The organism is Bradyrhizobium sp. BR 1432, from assembly GCF_051547705.1.
GTDB lineage: Bacteria > Pseudomonadota > Alphaproteobacteria > Rhizobiales > Xanthobacteraceae > Bradyrhizobium > Bradyrhizobium zhanjiangense.
Map to the genome: position 1 here is coordinate 6459019 of NZ_JBPUGF010000003.1, position 19088 is coordinate 6478106.

General features: G+C 64.2%; 14 protein-coding genes, 1 tRNA gene and 2 pseudogenes. 6 read left to right on the forward strand and 11 right to left on the reverse strand.

Features of this window, described 5'->3' with window-relative positions:
• Positions 1 to 336: 336 nt before the first annotated feature.
• The 3 genes from ACSKB8_RS31375 to ACSKB8_RS31385 form a co-directional block, all read right to left on the reverse strand.
• Positions 337 to 412, reverse strand: a tRNA-Lys gene (locus ACSKB8_RS31375).
• A gap of 315 nt (positions 413 to 727) precedes the next feature.
• The gene (locus ACSKB8_RS31380; RefSeq protein WP_438108265.1) at positions 728 to 3394 is read right to left on the reverse strand and encodes a glycosyltransferase; all 2667 of its coding nucleotides are present in this window, start codon (positions 3392 to 3394) and stop codon (positions 728 to 730) included.
• A gap of 216 nt (positions 3395 to 3610) precedes the next feature.
• On the reverse strand, positions 3611 to 4198 hold the full coding sequence (locus ACSKB8_RS31385) for a beta-1-3, beta-1-6-glucan biosynthesis protein (protein ID WP_370987471.1): 588 nt from the start codon (positions 4196 to 4198) through the stop codon (positions 3611 to 3613).
• 331 nt (positions 4199 to 4529) lie between these two features.
• Between ACSKB8_RS31385 and ACSKB8_RS31390 the strand changes: the two genes are divergently transcribed.
• Positions 4530 to 6089, forward strand: a complete 1560-nt coding sequence (locus tag ACSKB8_RS31390; RefSeq protein WP_370987260.1) for a beta-(1-6) glucans synthase — start codon at positions 4530 to 4532, stop codon at positions 6087 to 6089.
• On the opposite strand, the gene ACSKB8_RS31395 is transcribed toward ACSKB8_RS31390, so the two are convergent.
• Positions 6049 to 6429 (reverse strand): hypothetical protein, encoded by a 381-nt coding sequence (locus tag ACSKB8_RS31395; RefSeq protein ID WP_438108267.1) that lies wholly within the window; start codon positions 6427 to 6429, stop codon positions 6049 to 6051. The two genes, ACSKB8_RS31390 and ACSKB8_RS31395, sit on opposite strands and share 41 nt — an antisense overlap.
• 154 nt (positions 6430 to 6583) lie before the next feature.
• Between ACSKB8_RS31395 and ACSKB8_RS31400 the strand changes: the two genes are divergently transcribed.
• Positions 6584 to 6730: a hypothetical protein gene (locus ACSKB8_RS31400; RefSeq protein ID WP_164934922.1), complete on the forward strand. Its 147-nt coding sequence runs from the start codon at positions 6584 to 6586 to the stop codon at positions 6728 to 6730.
• Positions 6731 to 6857: 127 nt separating this feature from the next.
• On the opposite strand, the gene ACSKB8_RS31405 is transcribed toward ACSKB8_RS31400, so the two are convergent.
• Complete coding sequence (locus ACSKB8_RS31405; RefSeq protein WP_438108269.1) at positions 6858 to 7112, reverse strand: hypothetical protein; 255 nt, start codon at positions 7110 to 7112, stop codon at positions 6858 to 6860.
• 184 nt (positions 7113 to 7296) lie between these two features.
• The gene (locus tag ACSKB8_RS31410) at positions 7297 to 8712 is read right to left on the reverse strand and encodes a hypothetical protein (protein ID WP_438108271.1); all 1416 of its coding nucleotides are present in this window, start codon (positions 8710 to 8712) and stop codon (positions 7297 to 7299) included.
• A 172-nt stretch (positions 8713 to 8884) separates the two neighbouring features.
• On the opposite strand from ACSKB8_RS31410, the gene glmU reads away from it, so the two are divergent.
• A complete protein-coding gene (gene glmU / locus ACSKB8_RS31415) occupies positions 8885 to 10252 on the forward strand; it encodes a bifunctional UDP-N-acetylglucosamine diphosphorylase/glucosamine-1-phosphate N-acetyltransferase GlmU (RefSeq protein ID WP_438108273.1) in 1368 nt (455 codons plus the stop codon).
• Between the two features lie 6 nt (positions 10253 to 10258).
• Here the strand turns inward: glmU and ACSKB8_RS31420 are convergent, their stop codons facing one another.
• Entirely contained in the window at positions 10259 to 10474 is a 216-nt protein-coding gene (locus ACSKB8_RS31420) for a hypothetical protein (RefSeq protein ID WP_128941160.1), read from the reverse strand.
• Between the two features lie 218 nt (positions 10475 to 10692).
• Here ACSKB8_RS31420 and glmS point away from each other — a divergent pair, with 218 nt between their 5' ends.
• The 3 genes from glmS to ACSKB8_RS31435 all read left to right on the forward strand — a co-directional run bounded on the left by glmS (position 10693) and on the right by ACSKB8_RS31435 (position 14336).
• Entirely contained in the window at positions 10693 to 12519 is a 1827-nt protein-coding gene (glmS, locus tag ACSKB8_RS31425) for a glutamine--fructose-6-phosphate transaminase (isomerizing) (RefSeq protein ID WP_438108275.1), read from the forward strand.
• An 84-nt stretch (positions 12520 to 12603) separates the two neighbouring features.
• Entirely contained in the window at positions 12604 to 13377 is a 774-nt protein-coding gene (locus tag ACSKB8_RS31430) for a DUF502 domain-containing protein (RefSeq protein ID WP_091894454.1), read from the forward strand.
• A 104-nt stretch (positions 13378 to 13481) separates the two neighbouring features.
• Complete coding sequence (locus ACSKB8_RS31435; RefSeq protein ID WP_438108277.1) at positions 13482 to 14336, forward strand: DUF1932 domain-containing protein; 855 nt, start codon at positions 13482 to 13484, stop codon at positions 14334 to 14336.
• Here the strand turns inward: ACSKB8_RS31435 and ACSKB8_RS31440 are convergent.
• From ACSKB8_RS31440 to recG, 4 genes and pseudogenes are all read right to left on the reverse strand, one after another.
• A pseudogene (locus ACSKB8_RS31440) lies at positions 14333 to 14813 on the reverse strand (IS5 family transposase). The gene ACSKB8_RS31435 and the pseudogene ACSKB8_RS31440 sit on opposite strands and share 4 nt — an antisense overlap.
• A 114-nt stretch (positions 14814 to 14927) precedes the next feature.
• Positions 14928 to 15568: pseudogene (locus ACSKB8_RS31445) on the reverse strand (glutathione S-transferase family protein).
• A 204-nt stretch (positions 15569 to 15772) separates the two neighbouring features.
• Entirely contained in the window at positions 15773 to 16201 is a 429-nt protein-coding gene (locus tag ACSKB8_RS31450; protein WP_438108278.1) for a hypothetical protein, read from the reverse strand.
• 588 nt (positions 16202 to 16789) lie between these two features.
• Positions 16790 to 18913, reverse strand: coding sequence for an ATP-dependent DNA helicase RecG (recG, locus tag ACSKB8_RS31455; RefSeq protein ID WP_438110762.1), 2124 nt, complete (start codon positions 18911 to 18913; stop codon positions 16790 to 16792).
• Positions 18914 to 19088: the final 175 nt, after the last annotated feature.

A 19088-nucleotide genomic window follows, 5' to 3' on the forward strand; every position in this document is an offset into this window, starting at 1 on the left:
CAGATCGGCGCCGTGTCCGGTAATAGGGGAATACGTCAGGCAGCCAACGGGACGGGCGCCGGCGGTTCACCCTGGCCGCTGCATTTAGGAAGCGACCGCTCGCTATATCTACCACCCCACAAACACGACGACCAGAACGACCCAGCCCACCGTCGACACCGCATCCATAACCAGCCCCTCTGCCAACCCAGGGCAGGATGGAATTAGCGGGCCCGCGGTGTCGTTAAGTCAAATTGACTCACCCGCGCTGAGCGCAGCAGTCGATTTGCCAACACAAGTGCCCACAGAGCACTTTTTAGGTCGGCTCGTATTCCGGGCTAAATATTTGATTTGGCTTGGTGAGCGCGCTGGGGCTCGAACCCAGGACCCCGTGATTAAAAGTCACGTGCTCTACCGGCTGAGCTACGCGCTCCCATGGCCGCTGATGGCTTGAAGACGGACGCCATCGTGTTCGGTCATTTCGAGAAGCATGTCTTGCCGCCACGCTCGACTTGCGTTGCGGGGAAAACCGGCTGTTTCCGGATCATGCTTCCGCGCTGTGTAGGGGGAGTGGCTGCGGAGGTCAATAGTGCGGGTCGCTGCCGAAGTTCTTGGCAGGGGCGGGGATTCCATCGGCATCCCCGCGGCTTAGCTTGGGATTTTCAACCTGATTGGCGGGCGGTCATCCACGCTGAAGAGCACGTGACTTTTAATCACGGGGTCCAGGCGCCCGAGTTTCGGGCGCCCGTCACTTCGCCTCGCGCCGGACCTCGTTCGGCACCGGCTGCGGCGTACCGGGGGTCGGCAGGGCGACCGGGCGGAGGCCGATCAGCTCGGCGGAGCGGATCGCGCTGTCGCGCCAGAACTGGAACGAGTTGATCCGGCTAAGCTCGAGGATGGCGATGGCGACCGCGGCCAGGAACGGCAGGCTTTGCAACACCAGGACGCCGGCGAAGACGTAGATCTCGGTGATCTGCCGGAAGCTGTTGCTGGCGATCAGGACGCCGGCGCCGATCACCAGCAGGGTGCCGATCACGGCCTCCCAGAACGCCTGGAACTCGATCGACATCCTGCTAAGGCCGCCCTTGGAGGTGCGGGCGAAGGCGATGTGCTCGGTGATGAGGCCCTGCGCGACCGCGCGCGACACCGTCCATTGCACGCTCATCGCCGCGATCATGGCGCCCAGCATCTGGCCGGGCTTGATCGCGACGCGGGCGCGGTACATCGACAGGAAGTGCACCAGCGACACGATGAAGGCGCCGATGATCGGCAGCGTCAGGATCTTGTCGGGGATGGCGATGTCGGCGAAGGCGACGATCGGCACCCAGACGAGGTTGAGTAGCGCCACGACCACGCCGAGGCTTTCGGCGCCCAGCCAGTTCAGCCAGCCGAGGCCATATTCGCGCTTCTGGTCGGGCGTCAGCCGGCTCTTGCCGGGCAGGAACTGTCGCCAGTGCTTCTTCACGATCTGGAGGCCGCCATACGCCCAGCGGTGACGCTGCTTCTTGAAGGCCTCGTAGGTGTCGGGGAGCAGGCCCTGGCCGTAGCGATGGTTGGTGTAGTGGGTGGTCCAGCCGAGCTCCTGGATCGCAAGGCCGAGATCGGAGTCCTCGCAGATCGTATCCGACGACCAGCCGCCGGCCATGTCCATCGCGGCGCGGCGGATCAGGCACATCGTGCCGTGCACGATCACGGCGTTGAGCTCGTTGCGCTGGACCATGCCGATGTCGAAGAAGCCGGCATATTCGCCGTTCATGATGTAGTGCATGATCGACAGGCCGCCGTCGCGATGCTCCTGCGGCGCCTGCACCAGGCCGACGCGCGGGTCGGCGAACGCCGGCACGAGGTCCTTCAGCCAGTCGGGATCGACGACATAGTCGGCATCGAGGATGCCGATGATCTCGGCATCCGCCGCGGTGCGGTCCATGGCGATGCGCAGCGCGCCGGCCTTGAAACCCTGCACCTTCTCGGCGTTGATGAACTTGAAGCGTTCACCGAGCGCACGGCAATGGTCCTGGATCGGTTGCCAGAAGGCGGGATCCGGCGTGTTGTTGATGATGACCACGCATTCGTAGTTCGGATAGTTCAGCCGCGACAGCGCATCGAGCGTCTGCTTCAGCATCTCGACCGGCTCGAAGTACGCCGGGATGTGGATCGAGACCTTCGGGTAGTAATTCTCCGGCACGTTCTCGACCGGCTTGCCCTTCGTGATCAGCCGCTGCGGTGGCCGGCCGAAGGCGACCGCGGCGATCTCGTCGATGCGCGCCATCGCGATGAGGACGAGCGGAACGAGCAGGATCATGCCCAGCGTCAGCGCGAAGGCCGAGCCGAAAATGAAATAATGGCTGTTCCAGAACGCGAACACGGTGGCGGCCCAGGCGCCGACGCCGTTGGCAGTTGCCGACAGCAGGAAGGCCTGCTTCGCGGTCGGTTTCTCGAGCCGCAGGATCGGCAGTGACAGCAGGATGCCGACCAGCAGTGCGATGCCCATCAGCTTCCAATAGTCGGGGTTCTCCACCGGGCCGGTCCAGGCGAATTTCGGCTCGCGGCTGGCGTTGAGGATGCCCCAGTACGGACCGACGCCGCCTTCGAAGAATTTCCAGGGCTGATCGATCGCCTCGACGATGTTGTATTCCATGCCGATGGCTTCGGCACGGCTGACGAAGTTGCGCAGGATCAGCGCCTGCTGGAACGGGCCCGGATCGGCGTTGCGCAAATTGTAACCCTGGCTCGGCCAGCCGAACTCGGCGATCACGATGCGCTTGCCGGGGAACAGGTTGCGCAACAGGTTATAGCGGTCGACGGCCTGGTCGACCGCCTGGTCCGAGCGGAAGTTTTCCCAATAGGGCAGCACGTGGGCGGCAATGAAATCGACGCTGGAGCCGAGGTCGGGATTGTCGCGCCAGATGTTCCAGATCTCGCCGGTCGTGACCGGCACGCGGACCGATCCCTTGACCTTCTTGATCATGTTGATGAGGTCTTCGACCTTCTGCTCGCCGCGGTAGATCACCTCGTTGCCGACCACGACGCCGACGACGTTGCTGTTCTTGCGGGCGAGCTCGATCGCAGCCTTGATCTCGCGCTCGTTGCGATCCTTGTCCTTGTCGATCCAGGCGCCGACCGCGACCTTGAGGCCGAATTCGGCGGCGATCGGCGGCACCAGCTCCACACCGCCGGTGGACGAATAGAGGCGGATCGCGCGCGTCATGGTCGACAGCGTTTTCAGGTCGGCGCGGATTTTCTCGATCGTCGGGATGTTGTCGATGTCGGGGTGGGCCGAGCCCTCGAACGGTGCGTAGGAGACGCTGGGCAAGAGGCCCTTGAAATCAGGCGCGGGTTCCTTGTCGCGCAGGACTCCCCAGAGGCCGGCGTGGAGCGCGGACACAAGCAACAGAACGGCGGCGACAACGCGCATCGCGGCTAAACCAATAGGGGCTGAGGTGGCAGGGCAGCGGATCCGACCCCGAGATCCGACCGAGTCCGCGGCAAAGGGAGCATACCTCTGCCGCGCGGTTTCACAACTGTCATGGCCTCATGTCCTTATGAGGGCATGGCCTTTTCGAACGATGCGTGGCAGTGCCAACCGTGTCTATGGCCGATCGTTCCTGAACGACAGCTGAAACGATCGCGGCTATTTCTGGGGCGCGGGCGTCGGGCTTGGCGCAGGCGAGGGGCTGGCGGCCGGCTGGGGAGCTTGCGAATTGCCTGAAGCCGGCGCTGCAGTTTGCGAGGCGCTCGCCTGCTGCGGCTGGGAGGCCGGGTTGATCCAGCAGGCGTGCACGCGGCTGTCCAGGGTCTCGGCGACCTTGGGGTCGATCTGCCCGCCGAAGCGGGTCAGGCAGCGGAAGGCGGCCTGGATGTGGCCGCCGGGGCAGCCGAAACGGTCGTAGAGGTCGAGATGGCGGAACGCGGTATCGAGATCATCCCGCCACATCAGCCGCACCACGCGCCGGCCGAGCCAGACGCATTCGGGATTGCCGGCGGGGCCGTTGATGACCTGGGCCGCTTCCGCGAATTCGTCGGTGCGGCGCTGGTTCTGGGCGGCGTCCTTGGCGGCGTCGGCGGGTTGGGCGGCGGCCTTGCTCTGGTCGGGGGCGGGCGAGCCGCTCTGGGCGTAGGCGCCACCGAGACCGGCGAGAACGAGAAGGCAGGAGACGGCCAAGGTGGCGGCGAACTGCCGCAGGACCGCATTTCGTAACTCGAACACCCGTTGCCGCATGAATTCCCCAATATGTCCGCTGACCGTCCGCATCCCGACCTCGCGGACGCGCCGGTGATGGCGTCCAAATGGGTCTCCAATGCGGCGGAAAAGTCCTTGGGAGTCCATGACCTGTATTTGGAATTTTGTCCAGCAAAGTCACGATGCTAGGCCCCGGTCGAACGGCCGCAGCAAAAAATCCGTTGGGGGGAGGAACTGATCCGCACCTGGACACCCCCTTGGCAGACGGCGTGCAAGCAGGTAATCGACGGGCCCTTCGCGGAGGACGGAACCGATTTCTCTTCGTACGCCACTGGCGCTTCTGCTCGTTTCACTGGGTGCGATTGCTGCCGTGTGGTGGTGGTTGGCGACGCCGATCACGCTCGCACGTGCCCCGATCGATCCCGCCGAGAAGGTCCAATGCGTCTCCTACGCACCGTTCCGCGGCGAGCAGTCGCCGCTGGATGCGTGGACGCATATCGACGCCGACCAGATCGAGCAGGACCTGCGCCAGCTCAAGCAGATCACCGACTGCGTCCGCACCTATTCGATGGAGAACGGGCTCGACCAGGTGCCGGCGATCGCCGCCAAGGTCGGCGGGCTGAAAGTGCTCCAGGGCATCTGGCTCTCCAGCAACCGCAGCAAGAATTTCGAGCAGGCCGCGCTCGCGGTTCGCCTCACCAAGGAATTCCCGTCCATCATCACCGCGTTGATCGTCGGCAACGAGGTGCTGCTCCGCGGCGAGATGACCACGGCCGACCTCGTCTCCATCATCCGCTCGGTCAAGGCGCAGGTCAGTGTGCCCGTCACCTATGCCGACGTCTGGGAGTACTGGCTGAAGAACCGCGAGGTCTATGACGCCATCGACTTCGTCACGATCCATATCCTGCCCTATTGGGAGGATTTCCCGGTGCGCGCGAAATTCGCAGCGAGCCATGTCGAGGCGATCCGCGAGCGCATGGCGGTGGCGTTTCCGGGCAAGGAGATCCTGATCGGCGAAACCGGCTGGCCGAGCGAGGGGCGCATGCGCGACGGCGCGCTGCCGTCGCGCACCAACCAGGCGCGCGTCGTCTCGGAAATCCTGAGCCTTGCGAAGGCACAGAAGTTCCGCGTCAACCTGATCGAGTCCTATGACCAGCCGTGGAAGCGCAAGCTGGAAGGCACCGTCGGCGGCTATTGGGGTCTGTATGACTCGGTGCGCCGGAGCCTGAAATATCCGCCGGGCGAGCCGATCAGCAATTTCCCGTACTGGAAATGGTACATGGGCGCCGGCATGGGCCTCAGCGTGCTGGTGTTCGCGGTGGCCGGTCTCACGCTGCGCCGGCGGCCCTGGACGCCGCGCTTCTCGGCCTGGCTCGGTGTCGGCATCTCGGCGACGACGGCGGGCATCCTGCTCGGGATCGGCGCCGACAAGATGTATTACGAGAGCTACGGCATCGGCGGCTGGCTGCTCTGGGGCGCGCTGCTACTCGCCGGCATCCTGTCGCCGATCTTCTGCGCGCAGGCGATGGTGATCGGCCGCAGCCTCCCGACCTTCCTCGATCTGCTCGGCCCGCGCGAGGGCCGGAAATGGTCGAAGCTCACCGCCGTGCTCGGCCTGACGCTGGCCGTGACCGCGGTGATCGCGGCGCAGACCGCGCTCGGTTTCGTGTTCGACCCGCGCTACAAGGATTTTCCCTACGCCGCGCTGACGATGGCGGTGGTGCCGTTCGCGCTCTTGATGTTGAACCGGCCGCAGATCGGTCAGCGTCCGATCGCGGAGGCGGTGTTCGCAGGCGTGCTGGCGCTGTCGGCCGTCTTTGTGCTCTTCAACGAGGGCCGCGAGAATTGGCAGTCGCTGTGGACCTGCGCGATCTACCTTTTGTTTGCGCTCACGCTGTGGCGGGCGCGGGCCGAGCAAATCCAAGAATGAACAGGCCGATCGCAAGGCCCGACAGCACGACATTGTAGAGCACGATGCCGAGGCCAGCGGCGATGACGCCGACGGTGAGCAAAACGATCGACGGCCGCATCAGGTTCAGCGTCGCAACCACCAGCGCGACGATGCCGAACACCGAATTCTTGAACAGCACGGTCGAGACCGAGCGCGCCTTGCAGATCAGCGTCTGAAGTCCGGCATCGCAGGCGAGCGCGACTTGCGACAGCTCGATCGCGAGGTAGCGCAGATAGAGCGCATAGCCGACGGAAACGAAGCCGACGACGATCAGGAACTGCACCTGGTAGGACGTGAGGCGGAAGGGTTTTTTTCTCATGGGGGCAATATGGTCGGGATGGCGCGGGCAGGCAACAGGGCAGGCGATGTTTCTGTTGGTTTGGCTCGCCCGGGCAGCCTTTGGGAACACGCGAGGGGCGGGCTGAGTTCTGAATGTTATGACGTCCAACGCATGTTGCCTTCAAGGAGTGAGCATGGACAAGCCAACTCAGGAGCAGCTGAACGAGCTCAAGAGGTTGAGCAAGGAGGCGCGGGTGGAGGATTGGTCGGAAATCGTCCAGTCCAGGGATGAAGCGGAGATGCGCATTCGGGATCTGAAGGAAAAGGCGCGCATCGAGTAAATCATCGCGTGCGCAAAGAGCCATCAAATTCGACCCTACGTCTTCCGGCTCTGTTTCCAAATGCAGACCGGCGCCTGATCCTTTGATCAGGCGCCGGCTATCGAAATTACAAAGGCGAGGCGCAGCCTCACTTCTTCTTGGTGCTCGAGCCCGTGGTGTTCTGCATCTTCTGTCCGGGCGCGCTTTCCGAGTGGCCCGGTCCCGCGGTATTGGTCTGGTGACCGGGCGCGTATTCGGAGGTGCCGGGAGCTGTCGAAGGCTTCGTCGTGTTCTGCATCTGCTGACCGGGCGCGTTGCTCGAAGCGCCCGGCGATTTCGTCGTTTGCGCGAGCGCCGAGGATGCCGCCAGAACGACGGCCGTCGCGATGATCAATTTCTTCACTTGTACTTCTCCTTGGTCATGGACGCGGGCACGAGCGATGTCGCGCGTCGGCCGCTCCGGTTCAGAACCGTGATAACTTGGCAGCCGATGGCTGGTTTCGGTGGTGGACCGAAATTTAAGTCTATCGAAGCGCACAGGAACACGCCGGCATTCACCGCGCGTTCAGGTGGAAGCGAATTCTGACCTACCGCCGGAAGAACGACGACAGCGTCGATCCCGCAGACGCTGATGCCGTCTCCGGCTTCGCCGGCGCCGGCTGGGCCGCGGGTGCAGGCGCGGGCTCCTCACGCTTTGACGAGCGCTTCGAGGAGTAGTTGTGGCGGCGCTGCGGCTTCTCGGGCTTCGCGCTGGGCGCGGGCGCGGTTTCGGCTTGCGGTGCCGCGTCCTGGTTCTTCTCGGAGCTCTTCTCCTGAACCCTGTCCTGAGTCTTTTCTTGTCTCTTGTCTTGCGCCTTCTCTTGCGACTTCTCTTGGCCGCCGCGCATCGACAGGCGCTGACCGTCGAATACGGTGGTCTCGCAATGGCGGTCGTTCTCGGTGAGGCCGGCGCAAAGTTTTGCGGCGGCGGCGGCGTTGATCAGAGGACCGGCACCCAAGCGGAGCTGCATGCCGAGGCCGGTGGCGCCTTCCTTGATCATGATGATCGGCCGCAGTGCTCCAACTTCGGGATTGGATTTCGTCACGCCGCGCCAGAGTGCGCGCAGGCCGTCGATCGAGTTGGCGCCGCCGAGGTCGATCGCAAAGCGCGTCTGCTGGACTGCGATCGCGGGGGCTTCGGTCTCGGCTGCTTCCGGCGGCTTCGTTGCTGCCACGACGACCTCGGTTGGAGCAGGAGCCGGCTCGGCCTTCTTCTCGGCGGCCTTCTCAGCTGCCTCGGGCTGAATCAGTTTGGACGCGGCCGGATCCGGCGGCGCCATAATCGACTTGGACGGCACCAGCGGAAGGGTCGGCAGCGCCGATGTCGTGGCCGGCGACTGCTGCACGAGCGAGGCGGCAGCCGCGGTCTGCGGCGGCGGGCTCGAGGACTCCTTCACAGGCGCCTTCGGCGTGTCCTTCGCAGTATCCTTCTGAGTATCCTTCGCAGTTTCCTTGGCGGCTTCAGTGCGCGGCTTCTCGCTCGCCGGAGCTGGCGTCGAGGCGACCGGCGCCACGCTGGGAGCTGCGGTCGCTGGCGCGACATCCTGCGGCTTGGCGCCTTGCGACGGCGCGGCGCCCTGCTTGGCGATGGCACCGGTGACGGAATCGAGACCCTGCTCCAGCACCGTGACGCGTGAATAAAGCCGGTCGCGATCGCTGTTCAGCGTCTCGATGGCGGCGGCGAGCCGGCGCGCCTCGTTCTGGCTCTCCTTGGTCAGCATCTGGAGCCGGTCGGCCTGGCGCGCGAGATCGGCGGAGGCGACCTGGTCGCGCCGCCAGCTGAGCTGGGCCTGATTGGCCATCACGGCGATGACGACGGCCCCCACGGCTGCGACGCCCCACGAGCCCAGCCGCCACATCATGCGCCGGTCGAATGCGCTTTCCTCGGCCAAAAGTCCGGAGAGCAGCCCGCCGGTCTCCTTGGTGCCGAAGGCATCCGCCAGTGGGTCGGAATCCTTTGCCATGAACGTTAAGTGCCCAGCCCTGTCCGGCTTCCCCGAATCAATCAGGGAACATTAACAGGAAATACGCCCCGCACTTGAATTCCGGGCGTTTGCGGGGGTAGCAAGGCGGGAGCATCAGGGCGGCCTGCCGTCCGCCGCACCACTTGATTCGGCCGTATCTGACAGGATTTCGATGACCGCCCGTTCCAGCCTCACGATCGTGCTCGCCGCCGGCGAAGGCACGCGCATGCGATCGAGCCTGCCGAAAGTGCTGCATCCCGTCGCACATCAGACGCTGCTCGCCCATGTGCTCGCCGCCGCGCCAAAGGGAACCGGCACGTCGCTCGCAGTCGTGATCGGTCCCAATCATCAGGCAGTTGCGGAGGAGGCGAAGCGCGGCCGCCCCGATGCGCTCACCTTCGTGCAAGCCGAGCGGCTGGGCACCGCGCATGCGGTGCTGGCAGCGCGCGAGGCGATCGCGCGGGGCGTCGATGATCTCTTGATTGCGTTCGGCGACACGCCGCTGATCTCGGCCGAAACCTTCGCGCGGCTGCGCGAACCGCTCGCCAGGGGCGCCGCGATCGCCGCGCTCGGTTTTCGCGCCGCCGATCCTTCCGGCTATGGCCGCTTCATCGTCGAGGGCGACCGCCTGGTCGCGATCCGCGAAGAGGCCGATGCCAGTGAAAAGGAGCGCAAGATCGATCTGTGCAACGCCGGCCTGATGGCGATCGACGGTCGCCGCGCGCTCGAAATTCTCGGGCAGATCGGCAATGCCAATTCCAAGGGCGAATATTATCTGACGGACGCAGTCGGCATCGTCCGCGAAAAGGGATGGGAGTCGGTCGTGATCGAGACCAGTGAAGATGAAGTGCGTGGCATCAACACCAAGGCGCAGCTCGCCGAAGCGGAAAGCGTGATGCAGGCGCGCTTACGCAAAGCGGCGATGGAGGCCGGCGTCACGCTGGTCGCGCCGGAGACGGTGTACCTGTCCGCCGACACCGTGTTCGGCAAGGATGTGACCATCGAGCCGTTCGTGGTCATCGGCCCGGGCATCTCGATCGCCGACGGCGCGGTGATCCATTCCTTCTCGCACATCGTGCAGAGTTCGATTGGCAAGAACGCATCTGTCGGTCCGTTCTCGCGCATGAGGCCGGGCAGCTCGCTCGGCGAAGGTGCCAAGATCGGCAACTTCGTGGAGACCAAAGCCGCGACTCTCGAGGCGGGTGCGAAGGCCAATCATCTCGCCTACATCGGTGATGCGATCGTCGGCGCCAAGTCCAACATCGGTGCAGGCACCATCACCTGCAACTACGATGGCTTTGGGAAGCACAAGACGGTGATCGGGCAGGGTGCGTTCGTCGGCACCAACTCCTCGCTGGTCGCCCCCGTCAAAATCGGCAACGGCGCCTATATCGGCTCCGGCTCGGTGATCACCCGCGATGTGCCCGACGATGCGATGGCGCTGGAGCGCAACCAGCAGACCATCCGCGAAGGCGGTGCTGCGCGCTATCGCGAGATGAAGACGGGCGGCAAGACTCTCGAAAAGAAGCCGGAGAAGTGAGCGAGGCTATTCGTCCGCGAATTCGGAGAAGATCGCGCGGGTCAGGCGCCAGCCGCGCGGCTTGGCGCGCTTGGCCGGCTCGCCTTCGGGATGCTTGATGAAGAGGGGCTTGTTTTCCTTGCCCCGCAGGGGCGGCGGCCAATGCGCAAGGTGCGTGCCCGAGGTCTCGCTGGCGCGCAGATACATCGACGACAGGCCTTTGCGGTCGGATGAGCTTCTCATGGCCGTCTCTCCTGGGCGGGAATTGTTAGCCAAACATGTTGACAGTGAGTTAACGTGCGAGCTTAAAGGCCGGCCAAATCGACGCAGGCGAGGCTCGGTGTGATCTGGCGCTGTCTCAATCAGCAATAATTATTGAGTATCTGGTTCCGTAGGAGTTTCGCTAAAACCGACCGCGTCGTTTAGGCGATTTTTCGGCGATTTGGGGGATAGTGATCCGCATGTGCGGGATTGTCGGCATTCTCGGGCGCGAGCCGGTTGCAGAGCAATTGGTGGATTTGCTCAAACGTCTCGAATATCGCGGCTACGATTTCGCGGGCGTCGCCACACTCGAAGGCAAGCATCTGGAGCGCCGCCGCGCCGAGGGCAAGCTGAAGAACCTGGAAAAGCGGCTCGAGGCAGAGCCGTTGAAGGGCACCACCGGCATCGGTCACACCCGCTGGGCCACCCACGGCAAGCCGACCGTCAACAACGCCCATCCGCACGCGACCGAGCGCGTCGCCGTGGTCCACAACGGCATCATCGAGAATTTCCGCGAGCTGCGCGAGGAACTCGAGACGAAGGGCACGGTGTTCCACACCGAGACCGACACCGAGATCGTGGTGCACCTCGTCGACGATCTGCTCGCGCGCGGCAACAAGCCGGTCGAGGCCGTCAAGCTGACGCTGGCGCGCTTACGCGGCGCCTTCGCCCTCGGCTTCATCTTCGCCGGCGACGACGACCTCATGATCGGCGCCCGCAACGGCCCGCCGCTCGCGATCGGCTATGGCGACGGCGAGATGTATCTCGGCTCCGACGCCATCGCGCTCGGACCGTTCACCGAGACGATCAGCTATCTCGAGGACGGCGACTGGGTCGTGCTCACCCGCAACAGCGCAACGATCTTCGACAAGGACGGCCACGCCGTCCAGCGCGACAAGATCAGGCACGCGGCCTCGACCTCGCTGGTCGACAAGGCCAACTACCGCCACTTCATGGCGAAGGAGATCCACGAGCAGCCGGAAGTGGTCGGTCACACGCTCGCGCGTTATGTCGACATGGCGACGGAGCGAGTCTCCCTGCCGGTCAAGCTGCCATTCGATTTCAAGACCATCCAGCGCATCAACATCACGGCCTGCGGCACGGCGAGCTATGCCGGCTTCGTTGCAAAGTACTGGTTCGAGCGTTTTGCGCGTGTGCCGGTCGAGGTCGACGTCGCCTCCGAATTCCGCTACCGCGAAGCGCCCCTGCGCAAGGGTGATCTCGCCATCTTCATCTCGCAGTCCGGCGAGACCGCCGACACGCTGGCGGCGTTGCGCTATGCCAAAGCCGGGGGCGTGCACACGGTCGCCGTCGTCAACGTGGCGACATCGACGATCGCGCGCGAAAGCGAGACCGTGCTGCAAACGCTGGCGGGACCCGAGATCGGTGTCGCCTCGACCAAGGCCTTCACCTGCCAGCTGATGGTGCTCGCAAATCTTGCAATTGCGGCCGGCAAGGCCCGCGGCGAATTGTCAGACGAGGATGAGACCAGGCTCGTCCATGGCCTCGTCGAGATCCCGCGCTTGATGTCGGATGCGCTCACCACTGAGGTTGAGATCGAGCGTCTGGCGCGCGAGATCGCGAAGTCGCGCGACGTGCTCTATCTCGGCCGCGGCACCAGTTTTCCGCTGGCGCTCGAAGGCGCGCTGAAGCTGAAGGAGATATCCTACATCCACGCCGAAGGCTACGCTGCCGGCGAGCTGAAGCACGGACCCATCGCGCTGATCGACGAGACCATGCCAGTCGTCGTCATCGCGCCCTATGACCGGGTGTTCGAAAAGACCGTCTCGAACATGCAGGAGGTCGCCGCCCGCGGCGGCAAAATCATTCTGATGACCGATGCCAAGGGCGCGGAGGAGGCGACCGTCGATTCTCTCGTCACCATCGTGATGCCCGACATGGCGGGGGCATTCACGCCAATGGTCTATGCCGTTCCCGTGCAGCTGCTCGCCTATCACACGGCCGTGGTGATGGGCACCGACGTGGACCAGCCGCGCAACCTCGCGAAATCGGTGACCGTGGAATAGGCACAAGGGATATCGGTTGGTCGCAGTCTTCCAAAACCTGCTAGAAGACCCTAGCTTGTGTGCTGCGACCGACCTGGAACCCGAATGACCCCCCGCGACGACGCGCCTGCGCCACTTGATCCCGTCCCGGAACCGCATACCGGCCTGATGGGCCGTTTTCGCAATTATTTCCTGACTGGCCTCGTCGTGACGGGGCCGATCGCGATCACGCTTTATCTGGTCTGGTGGTTCGTCACCTGGGTCGACGGCGTGGTGCGACCGTTCGTGCCGCTGGCCTATCGACCCGAAACTTATCTTCCCTATGGTGTTCCCGGCTGGGGACTGATTGTCGCATTCTTCACGCTGACGCTGGTCGGCTTCCTCGCGGCCAACCTGATCGGCCGGACGCTGGTCGACGTCGGCGAGACCTTTCTCGGCCGGATTCCGGCTGTGCGCGCCATCTACCGCGGCCTCAAGCAAGTGTTCGAGACGTTGTTCTCGGGCAAGGGCTCGAGCTTCCGGAAAGTGGGCCTGGTCGAGTTTCCCTCACCCGGCATGTGGTCGATCGTGCTGATCTCGCAATCGCCGAACGAGGACATCGCGCGCAACCTGCCGGGACAGGAGGAGCACGTCTCGGTGTTCCTGCCGTGCTCGCCGAACCCGACCACCGGCTTCTTCTTCTACGTCCCGAAGAGCAAGATCATCGAGGTCGACCTCAGTGCCGAGGATGCCGCGACGTTGATCATGTCGGCCGGCGTGGTGCAGCCTGGCTCGGCACCAGATCCGAAGAAGGCCGCCGCGCTCGCGGGCGTGGCGAACGCCGCACGCATCGCCAACGCGTCTGCGCTCCAACCCCAGCAGCCTGCGAAAGTGGAGTAGGGCCATTCCCGCGCGGGATGGCCGCGTTCACGCAGGCGTTCGCGTCCTCTGCTAGTCTCCGGTTGAACTGATCGTATCGTTCGGAATTCGACCTGGAGTGCATGATGTCCAAAACCATTGCGATCCTCGCGCCCGGTGCCATGGGCAGCGCCGTGGCTCGCCGCCTCAGCGAGAATGGCGCGCGGGTGCTGACATCACTGAAGGGGCGGAGCGAGGCGACGCTGAAACGGGCGGCGGACGCCGGCATGATCGGCGCCGAGGACGACGCGCTCGCCGAAGCCGACATCATCCTCTCGATCGTGCCGCCGGGCGAAGCCGTGGCGCTGGCTGAACGGCTGGCCGCGCTGATCGTCCGGCGCGAGAAGAAGCCGGTCGTGGTCGACTGCAACGCCGTCAATGTCGACACCGTGCAAAGGATCGAGGAGATCATCGGCTCGGCCCAGGCGCCCTTCGTCGATGCCGGCATCATCGGCTTTCCGCCGCAGCCAGGCGGCAAGAGCCCGGCGTTCTACATGTCGGGCGAGCACGCCAAGGACGTCGCGGTGCTGAAGGACTTCGGCCTCGACGTGCGGATCGTCGAAGGCCCGGTCGGCGCGGCCTCTGCGCTCAAAATGTCCTACGCCGGTATCGTCAAGGGCCTCGCCGGCATCGGCTCGGCCATGGTGATCGCGGCCACGAAAGCGGGCGCGGCCGACGCGCTGCGCGACGAGCTCGCGCTCAGCCAGCCTGCAATTCTGGCGCGCCTCGAAGTGGCGCTGCCGGACATGATCCCGAAGGCGCATCGCTGGGTCGCCGAGATGCGGGAGATTTCGGGATTCTTGGGTCCGGATCATCCGGCCAGCCAGATCTATGAAGGCTTTGCGAAGTGGTTCGAGCATCTCGCCGAGGATGCCAAGGGGAAGGCGATGGATGCCGCGCTTATGAAGGCGTTCGCGGCGAATGTCCCGAAGAAGGACTAGGCAGTAGACTCGTAAGCGCGGAGCCACAGCCGGATTGAAGCGAGTTGGACCATGGCGAGGAAGTTGGTGGCGAGCTTGTCGTCGCGGGTGGCGACGCGGCGGAAGTGCTTCAACTTTGAGAAGAACCGCTCGATGAGGTTGCGCTCGCGGTAGACCCATTTGCTAAAGCAGGGTTTCCAGCGCCGGTTGCTCTTCGGCGGGATGTTAGGAGTGGCTTCTTGATCCTGGATCAGTTCGCGGATGCGGTCGGCGTCGTAGGCCTTGTCGGCCAGCACGATGGTGCGTGGACGAAGACGGTTGAGCAGCGTGTCGGCGATCTGGCCGTCATGCGTTTGCCCGGCGGTCAGGCCGAGCCGAATTGGGAGCCCTCGCGCATCGACGACGACCCGCCGGGCGTCCACTCGTGGCACACGGCTTGTTGGGCAGGAGCGGCTCGATCACGCGCCACTCGAAGTCGGTTAGATCATATCGGCTCATGCCGCGCGTGAATCAGAGTTCAGTGCAAGCTGGAAGCCCCCAATTGGTAGACGCCCATGAGGAACTTTTCGCAATTACTCAACCAGGCGCTTGGCCGCTCCGATGAAGCGAGCACTACAATCCCGGTGATCTCGCCGCCCAAGCCTTGGTGGCCTGGCAGCTTTCCATCGCTCGGACGTAGGCAGGGCGTGCCGTCGTGCGGGCGAGATAGTCCCGCTCGGTAGAACCGGGGACGTAGTTGCCAGTTCGCACGCCGAGCAGGAGGGCGTAGCTCACCGAGATATCGGCAGCAGTGAATCGGTCGCCGGCGAGATAGGGCAATCCGCGAGGCGGCGAATAACTAACCCCAGCCGGCTCTCGAAGGTCTCGAGGGCCCAGCGGGTAACCCGGGCATCTCGCTCGGCTTCGGGCGCCAGTTCGCGACCGACAAAGACGGCGTTCATCGGCCCGGCGAGCCCGGCCTCGCCTAAGTGGAGAAATTGCAGATAGGAAGCGAAGGCGGGATCGTCCGGGGCGACGGCAAGCGAACCTGAGCCGTGGCGGGCGAGCAGATACTCAAGAATCGCAATCGATTCGACCATGATCGTCTCGCCGTCCTGCAGTGCGGGAATGAAGCCGGCGGGGTTGATCGCGAGGAAATCGCGATCATTCTCGACTGCGAGCAGATCGACCGGGCGCAGCCGATAAGCCAATCCTAATTCCTCGAGCAGCCAAACAACACGGAAGCCACGACCTTCGCCATAGACGGTGAGCATAGTTAAGCGTTCCTGGATTGGGCTAGATGTACTAACTCGCAGAGGTAAGCCAGTCGCGCAACGGACTATCGATGGCGCATAATGCACTCAAGGCTTGGCGCATATTCGTCATTCTACAATGCGGCCCTTCCCACTTTATGGGTTCACAATCTAGAATCTACCTGCATGCCCGATCTGTCGAATGTCTTGCGCCAAGACCTTGGGCTAAGACAGTGGTTGCGTCTCCGAGAACATATCGACAATCTTGTTGGTCATGCCGTTCACGATCAGCACCTGATCCTTCATCTTGACGTACATATAATCGCGCAGCTCTGGCAATTGCGCGAGCACCTGCGCTGGCAGTCCTTGAGCCTTTACGCCTTTTGGAAGTGTTGCGCCAACGGCAGGGGTAAAGTCCCTGGCTGGCTGGGTGGTCTTCAGCCGGAATTGGATCTCGTTATGCTCTGTCAGCACGGTCTTGCGGATCTGCTCGCGCTGCGCGTTGGTGAGGCTGAGTTTCGGCAGGGATGGACGTTGCGATATCGTTGTGCCGTCGCTCAATTCAACCGCACCTTGCCCACCCGGTTGCGCGAGCGATACTGCGGGCGCGCCGAGTAAGATCGCGAGCGCGGCGATGGTGGTGGGAGCCCTCATGGTCTGCTCCTCCCTGTCTGCGCCGCCCTTGAGCAATTAACGGGCCGATCGTGCGTTCCGTTCCGCGGCGGGCCCGACGAGCGCGCCTTTGCCTGTCCTGCGGGTAATCATGCTCCGGGATCAGGCTACGGCAAGAGTTCCGTGCGTGCGCTCAAGGCAGGCAATGACGGGAATGTACCATCTTGCCCGAGCATCGCTTTCCCGGAGGCATTGCGGCGGCGACGGATCAGCGTGGATGACCCCATATGCGCCAATGGGTAGGCTGAATGTCGGCGTGCGTTTTGCCCGATCGATCGACCCAATTGGATCCATCCTTGTGACAGGGAAAGGGAAGCGAGTGGACGATACCATCAAAGTCCAGCGCGCAGATCTCGAGATCCCCGTCTAAGGGAGCCGTCGAAGTGGACTGCCATTCGGTGGAGATGAACTGCATGATCTACCTCCAGCAGGGATGTGGGGACAGTTCCAATATACTCTTTAGCACGAGTGATCCGTCCCTGAATGTGAGCCAGCTCGCAATGAAGCAAGGAAAACGTACCCTTCATTAGGGCAATTGCATTGTCCTTGCCTCGGGCGCACGAGAACGCTTCAGCCCGCACCGATCAACGGGATCGCCTCGTCCCGCTCGTAGAGATACAAGAGGCACCGCAGCGCTTCGCCGCGCTCGCCCTTCAGCTTCGGATCGTCCTTCAGGATGCGCAGCGCCTCGTCGCGGGCCTGGGCGATGAGCTGGCCGTGCACCTCCGGGCGCGCGATGCGGTACCCGGGCAGGCCGCTCTGGCGCACACCGAGCACGTCGCCTTCGCCGCGCAGCTTCAGGTCTTCCTCGGCGATACGAAAACCGTCAGTGGTTTCGCGGATCACCTTCAGCCGCGCCTTCGACATCTCGCCGAGCGGCTCGCCATAGAGCAGAATGCAGGTCGAGGCTTCCGAGCCACGTCCGATGCGGCCGCGCAGCTGGTGCAGCTGAGCGAGGCCAAAGCGCTCGGCATTCTCGATCACCATGATGGTTGCGGCGGGCACGTCGACGCCGACCTCGACCACGGTGGTCGCAACGAGTAGGCCGATCTCGTGGGCGGCGAACTGGCCCATTACATGGTCCTTCTCAGCGCCTTTCATCTGGCCGTGGACGAGGCCGACGCGCTCGCCGAAACGCTTTTGCAGGCTCTCGAAACGTTTCGTCGCATTGGTGAGGTGCTCGGTGCCCTCGGCTTCGGATTCCTCGACCAGCGGGCAGATCCAGTACACCAGCTTGCCGGAGGCGAGCGCGCGGCCGACGCCCTCCATGACCTCGCTGATGCGGCTCATCGGCACCGCGCGGGTGTCGATCGGCTGGCGGCCGGCGGGCTTTTCGCGCAGCTCGGAGATGTCCATGTCGCCGAAATAGGTCAGCACCAGCGTGCGCGGGATCGGGGTCGCGCTCAGCACCAGGACGTCGACGGATTCGCCCTTCGACGTCAGTGCCAGGCGTTCGCGCACGCCAAAACGGTGCTGCTCGTCGACGATGGCGAGGGCGAGATCCCTGAAGATCACATCGTCCTGGATCAGCGCATGGGTGCCGACGAGCAGGTCGATCTCGCCGGCTTCAAGCTGCGCCAACAGCTCGCGCCGCTCCTTGCCCTTTTCGCGGCCGGTGAGGATCGCGACCTGCATGCCGGCGCGCTCGGCGAGCGGGGCGATGGTCTTGATGTGCTGGCGCGCCAGGATTTCGGTCGGCGCCATCAGCGCGGCCTGCTTGCCGACCTCGGCAACCGCCGCGGCCGCGAGCAGCGCCACCACGGTCTTGCCGGAGCCGACGTCGCCCTGGAGCAGGCGCAGCATGCGCACGGGCTGTTTCAGGTCCTCGGCGATGGCCGAGGCAGCGCTGCGTTGCGAGGGCGTGAGCGCGTAGGGCAGGGCATCGATGATCTCGTTGCGCAGGTGTCCGTCGCCGGCGTTGCGCACGCCGGCGGGGCGGCGCAATTGCGCACGGATCAGGGCGAGCGCGAGCTGGCCGGCCAAGAGTTCATCGAAAGCGAGGCGCGACCAGAACGGCTGGTCCGGCAGAATGTCCGTGAGCTCGACCGGCTGGTGCACGCGATTGAGCGCTTCGGCAATTGGCGGGAAGTGGCAGCGGCGCATCACCTCCGGGCTGATCCATTCGGGCAGGGCCGGCAGCTTTTGCAGCGCCTGCGCGATCGCGCGGCGAAGTGAGCCGAGCGCGAGGCCCTCGGTCAAGGGATAGACCGGATCGATGCCGGAGAGCTTTGCAATCGCCTCCTCGTCGAGCACGCGATCGGGATGCACGATCTGCGGGATGCCGTCATACATCTGCAGCGTGCCGGAGACGTAACGCTTCGCGCCCATTGGCAGCAGCTTCTCGACATAGCCGGGCTTGGCGCGGAAGAACGTCAGCACGACGTCCCCGGTGTCGTCGCTGGCGTAGACGAGGTATGGCGCGCGCGCGTTGCGCGGCGGAGGCGGACGGTGGCGATCGACGGTGACCTCCAGTGTCACCATGGTTCCCTGGGCGGCGTCGCGGATCTTTGGCCGGGCCCGGCGGTCGATGACCTGGCTCGGCAGATGCAGCAGCAGATCGACCAGCCGCGGCGTCTCGCTGCGGCTGAGCAGGTATTGCAACAGCTTGTCCTGCTTCGGACCGACGCCGGACAGGCTGGTCACGGGAGCAAACAGCGGGTTGAGCAGGCTGGGCGCATTCGTGGAATCTAAGATCGTTCCTCGCCGTCATGCCCGGCTTTATGCCGGGCATCCACGTCTTTTTTTCGAAGCCCGGCTGACCATGACGCACCGGATGGGCGAACTGTCACAACAAAGGGCTGACACGGCCGGTCCGAATGGCTATATCCACCCCGCCCGGCACGTCCGGGCTTTCTGCGTTTGACTGGAT

What these genes read in the sequence shown, in the direction of transcription:
- ACSKB8_RS31380 (WP_438108265.1), bottom strand. Translation starts at nt 3,394, where the DNA reads ATGCGCGTTGTCGCCGCCGTTCTGTTGCTTGTGTCCGCGCTCCACGCC.
- ACSKB8_RS31385 (WP_370987471.1), bottom strand. Translation starts at nt 4,198, where the DNA reads ATGCGGCAACGGGTGTTCGAGTTACGAAATGCGGTCCTGCGGCAGTTC.
- ACSKB8_RS31395 (WP_438108267.1), bottom strand. Translation starts at nt 6,429, where the DNA reads ATGAGAAAAAAACCCTTCCGCCTCACGTCCTACCAGGTGCAGTTCCTG.
- ACSKB8_RS31400 (WP_164934922.1), top strand. Translation starts at nt 6,584, where the DNA reads ATGGACAAGCCAACTCAGGAGCAGCTGAACGAGCTCAAGAGGTTGAGC.
- ACSKB8_RS31410 (WP_438108271.1), bottom strand. Translation starts at nt 8,712, where the DNA reads ATGGCAAAGGATTCCGACCCACTGGCGGATGCCTTCGGCACCAAGGAG.
- glmU (WP_438108273.1), top strand. Translation starts at nt 8,885, where the DNA reads ATGACCGCCCGTTCCAGCCTCACGATCGTGCTCGCCGCCGGCGAAGGC.
- ACSKB8_RS31420 (WP_128941160.1), bottom strand. Translation starts at nt 10,474, where the DNA reads ATGAGAAGCTCATCCGACCGCAAAGGCCTGTCGTCGATGTATCTGCGC.
- glmS (WP_438108275.1), top strand. Translation starts at nt 10,693, where the DNA reads ATGTGCGGGATTGTCGGCATTCTCGGGCGCGAGCCGGTTGCAGAGCAA.
- ACSKB8_RS31430 (WP_091894454.1), top strand. Translation starts at nt 12,604, where the DNA reads ATGACCCCCCGCGACGACGCGCCTGCGCCACTTGATCCCGTCCCGGAA.
- ACSKB8_RS31435 (WP_438108277.1), top strand. Translation starts at nt 13,482, where the DNA reads ATGTCCAAAACCATTGCGATCCTCGCGCCCGGTGCCATGGGCAGCGCC.
- ACSKB8_RS31450 (WP_438108278.1), bottom strand. Translation starts at nt 16,201, where the DNA reads ATGAGGGCTCCCACCACCATCGCCGCGCTCGCGATCTTACTCGGCGCG.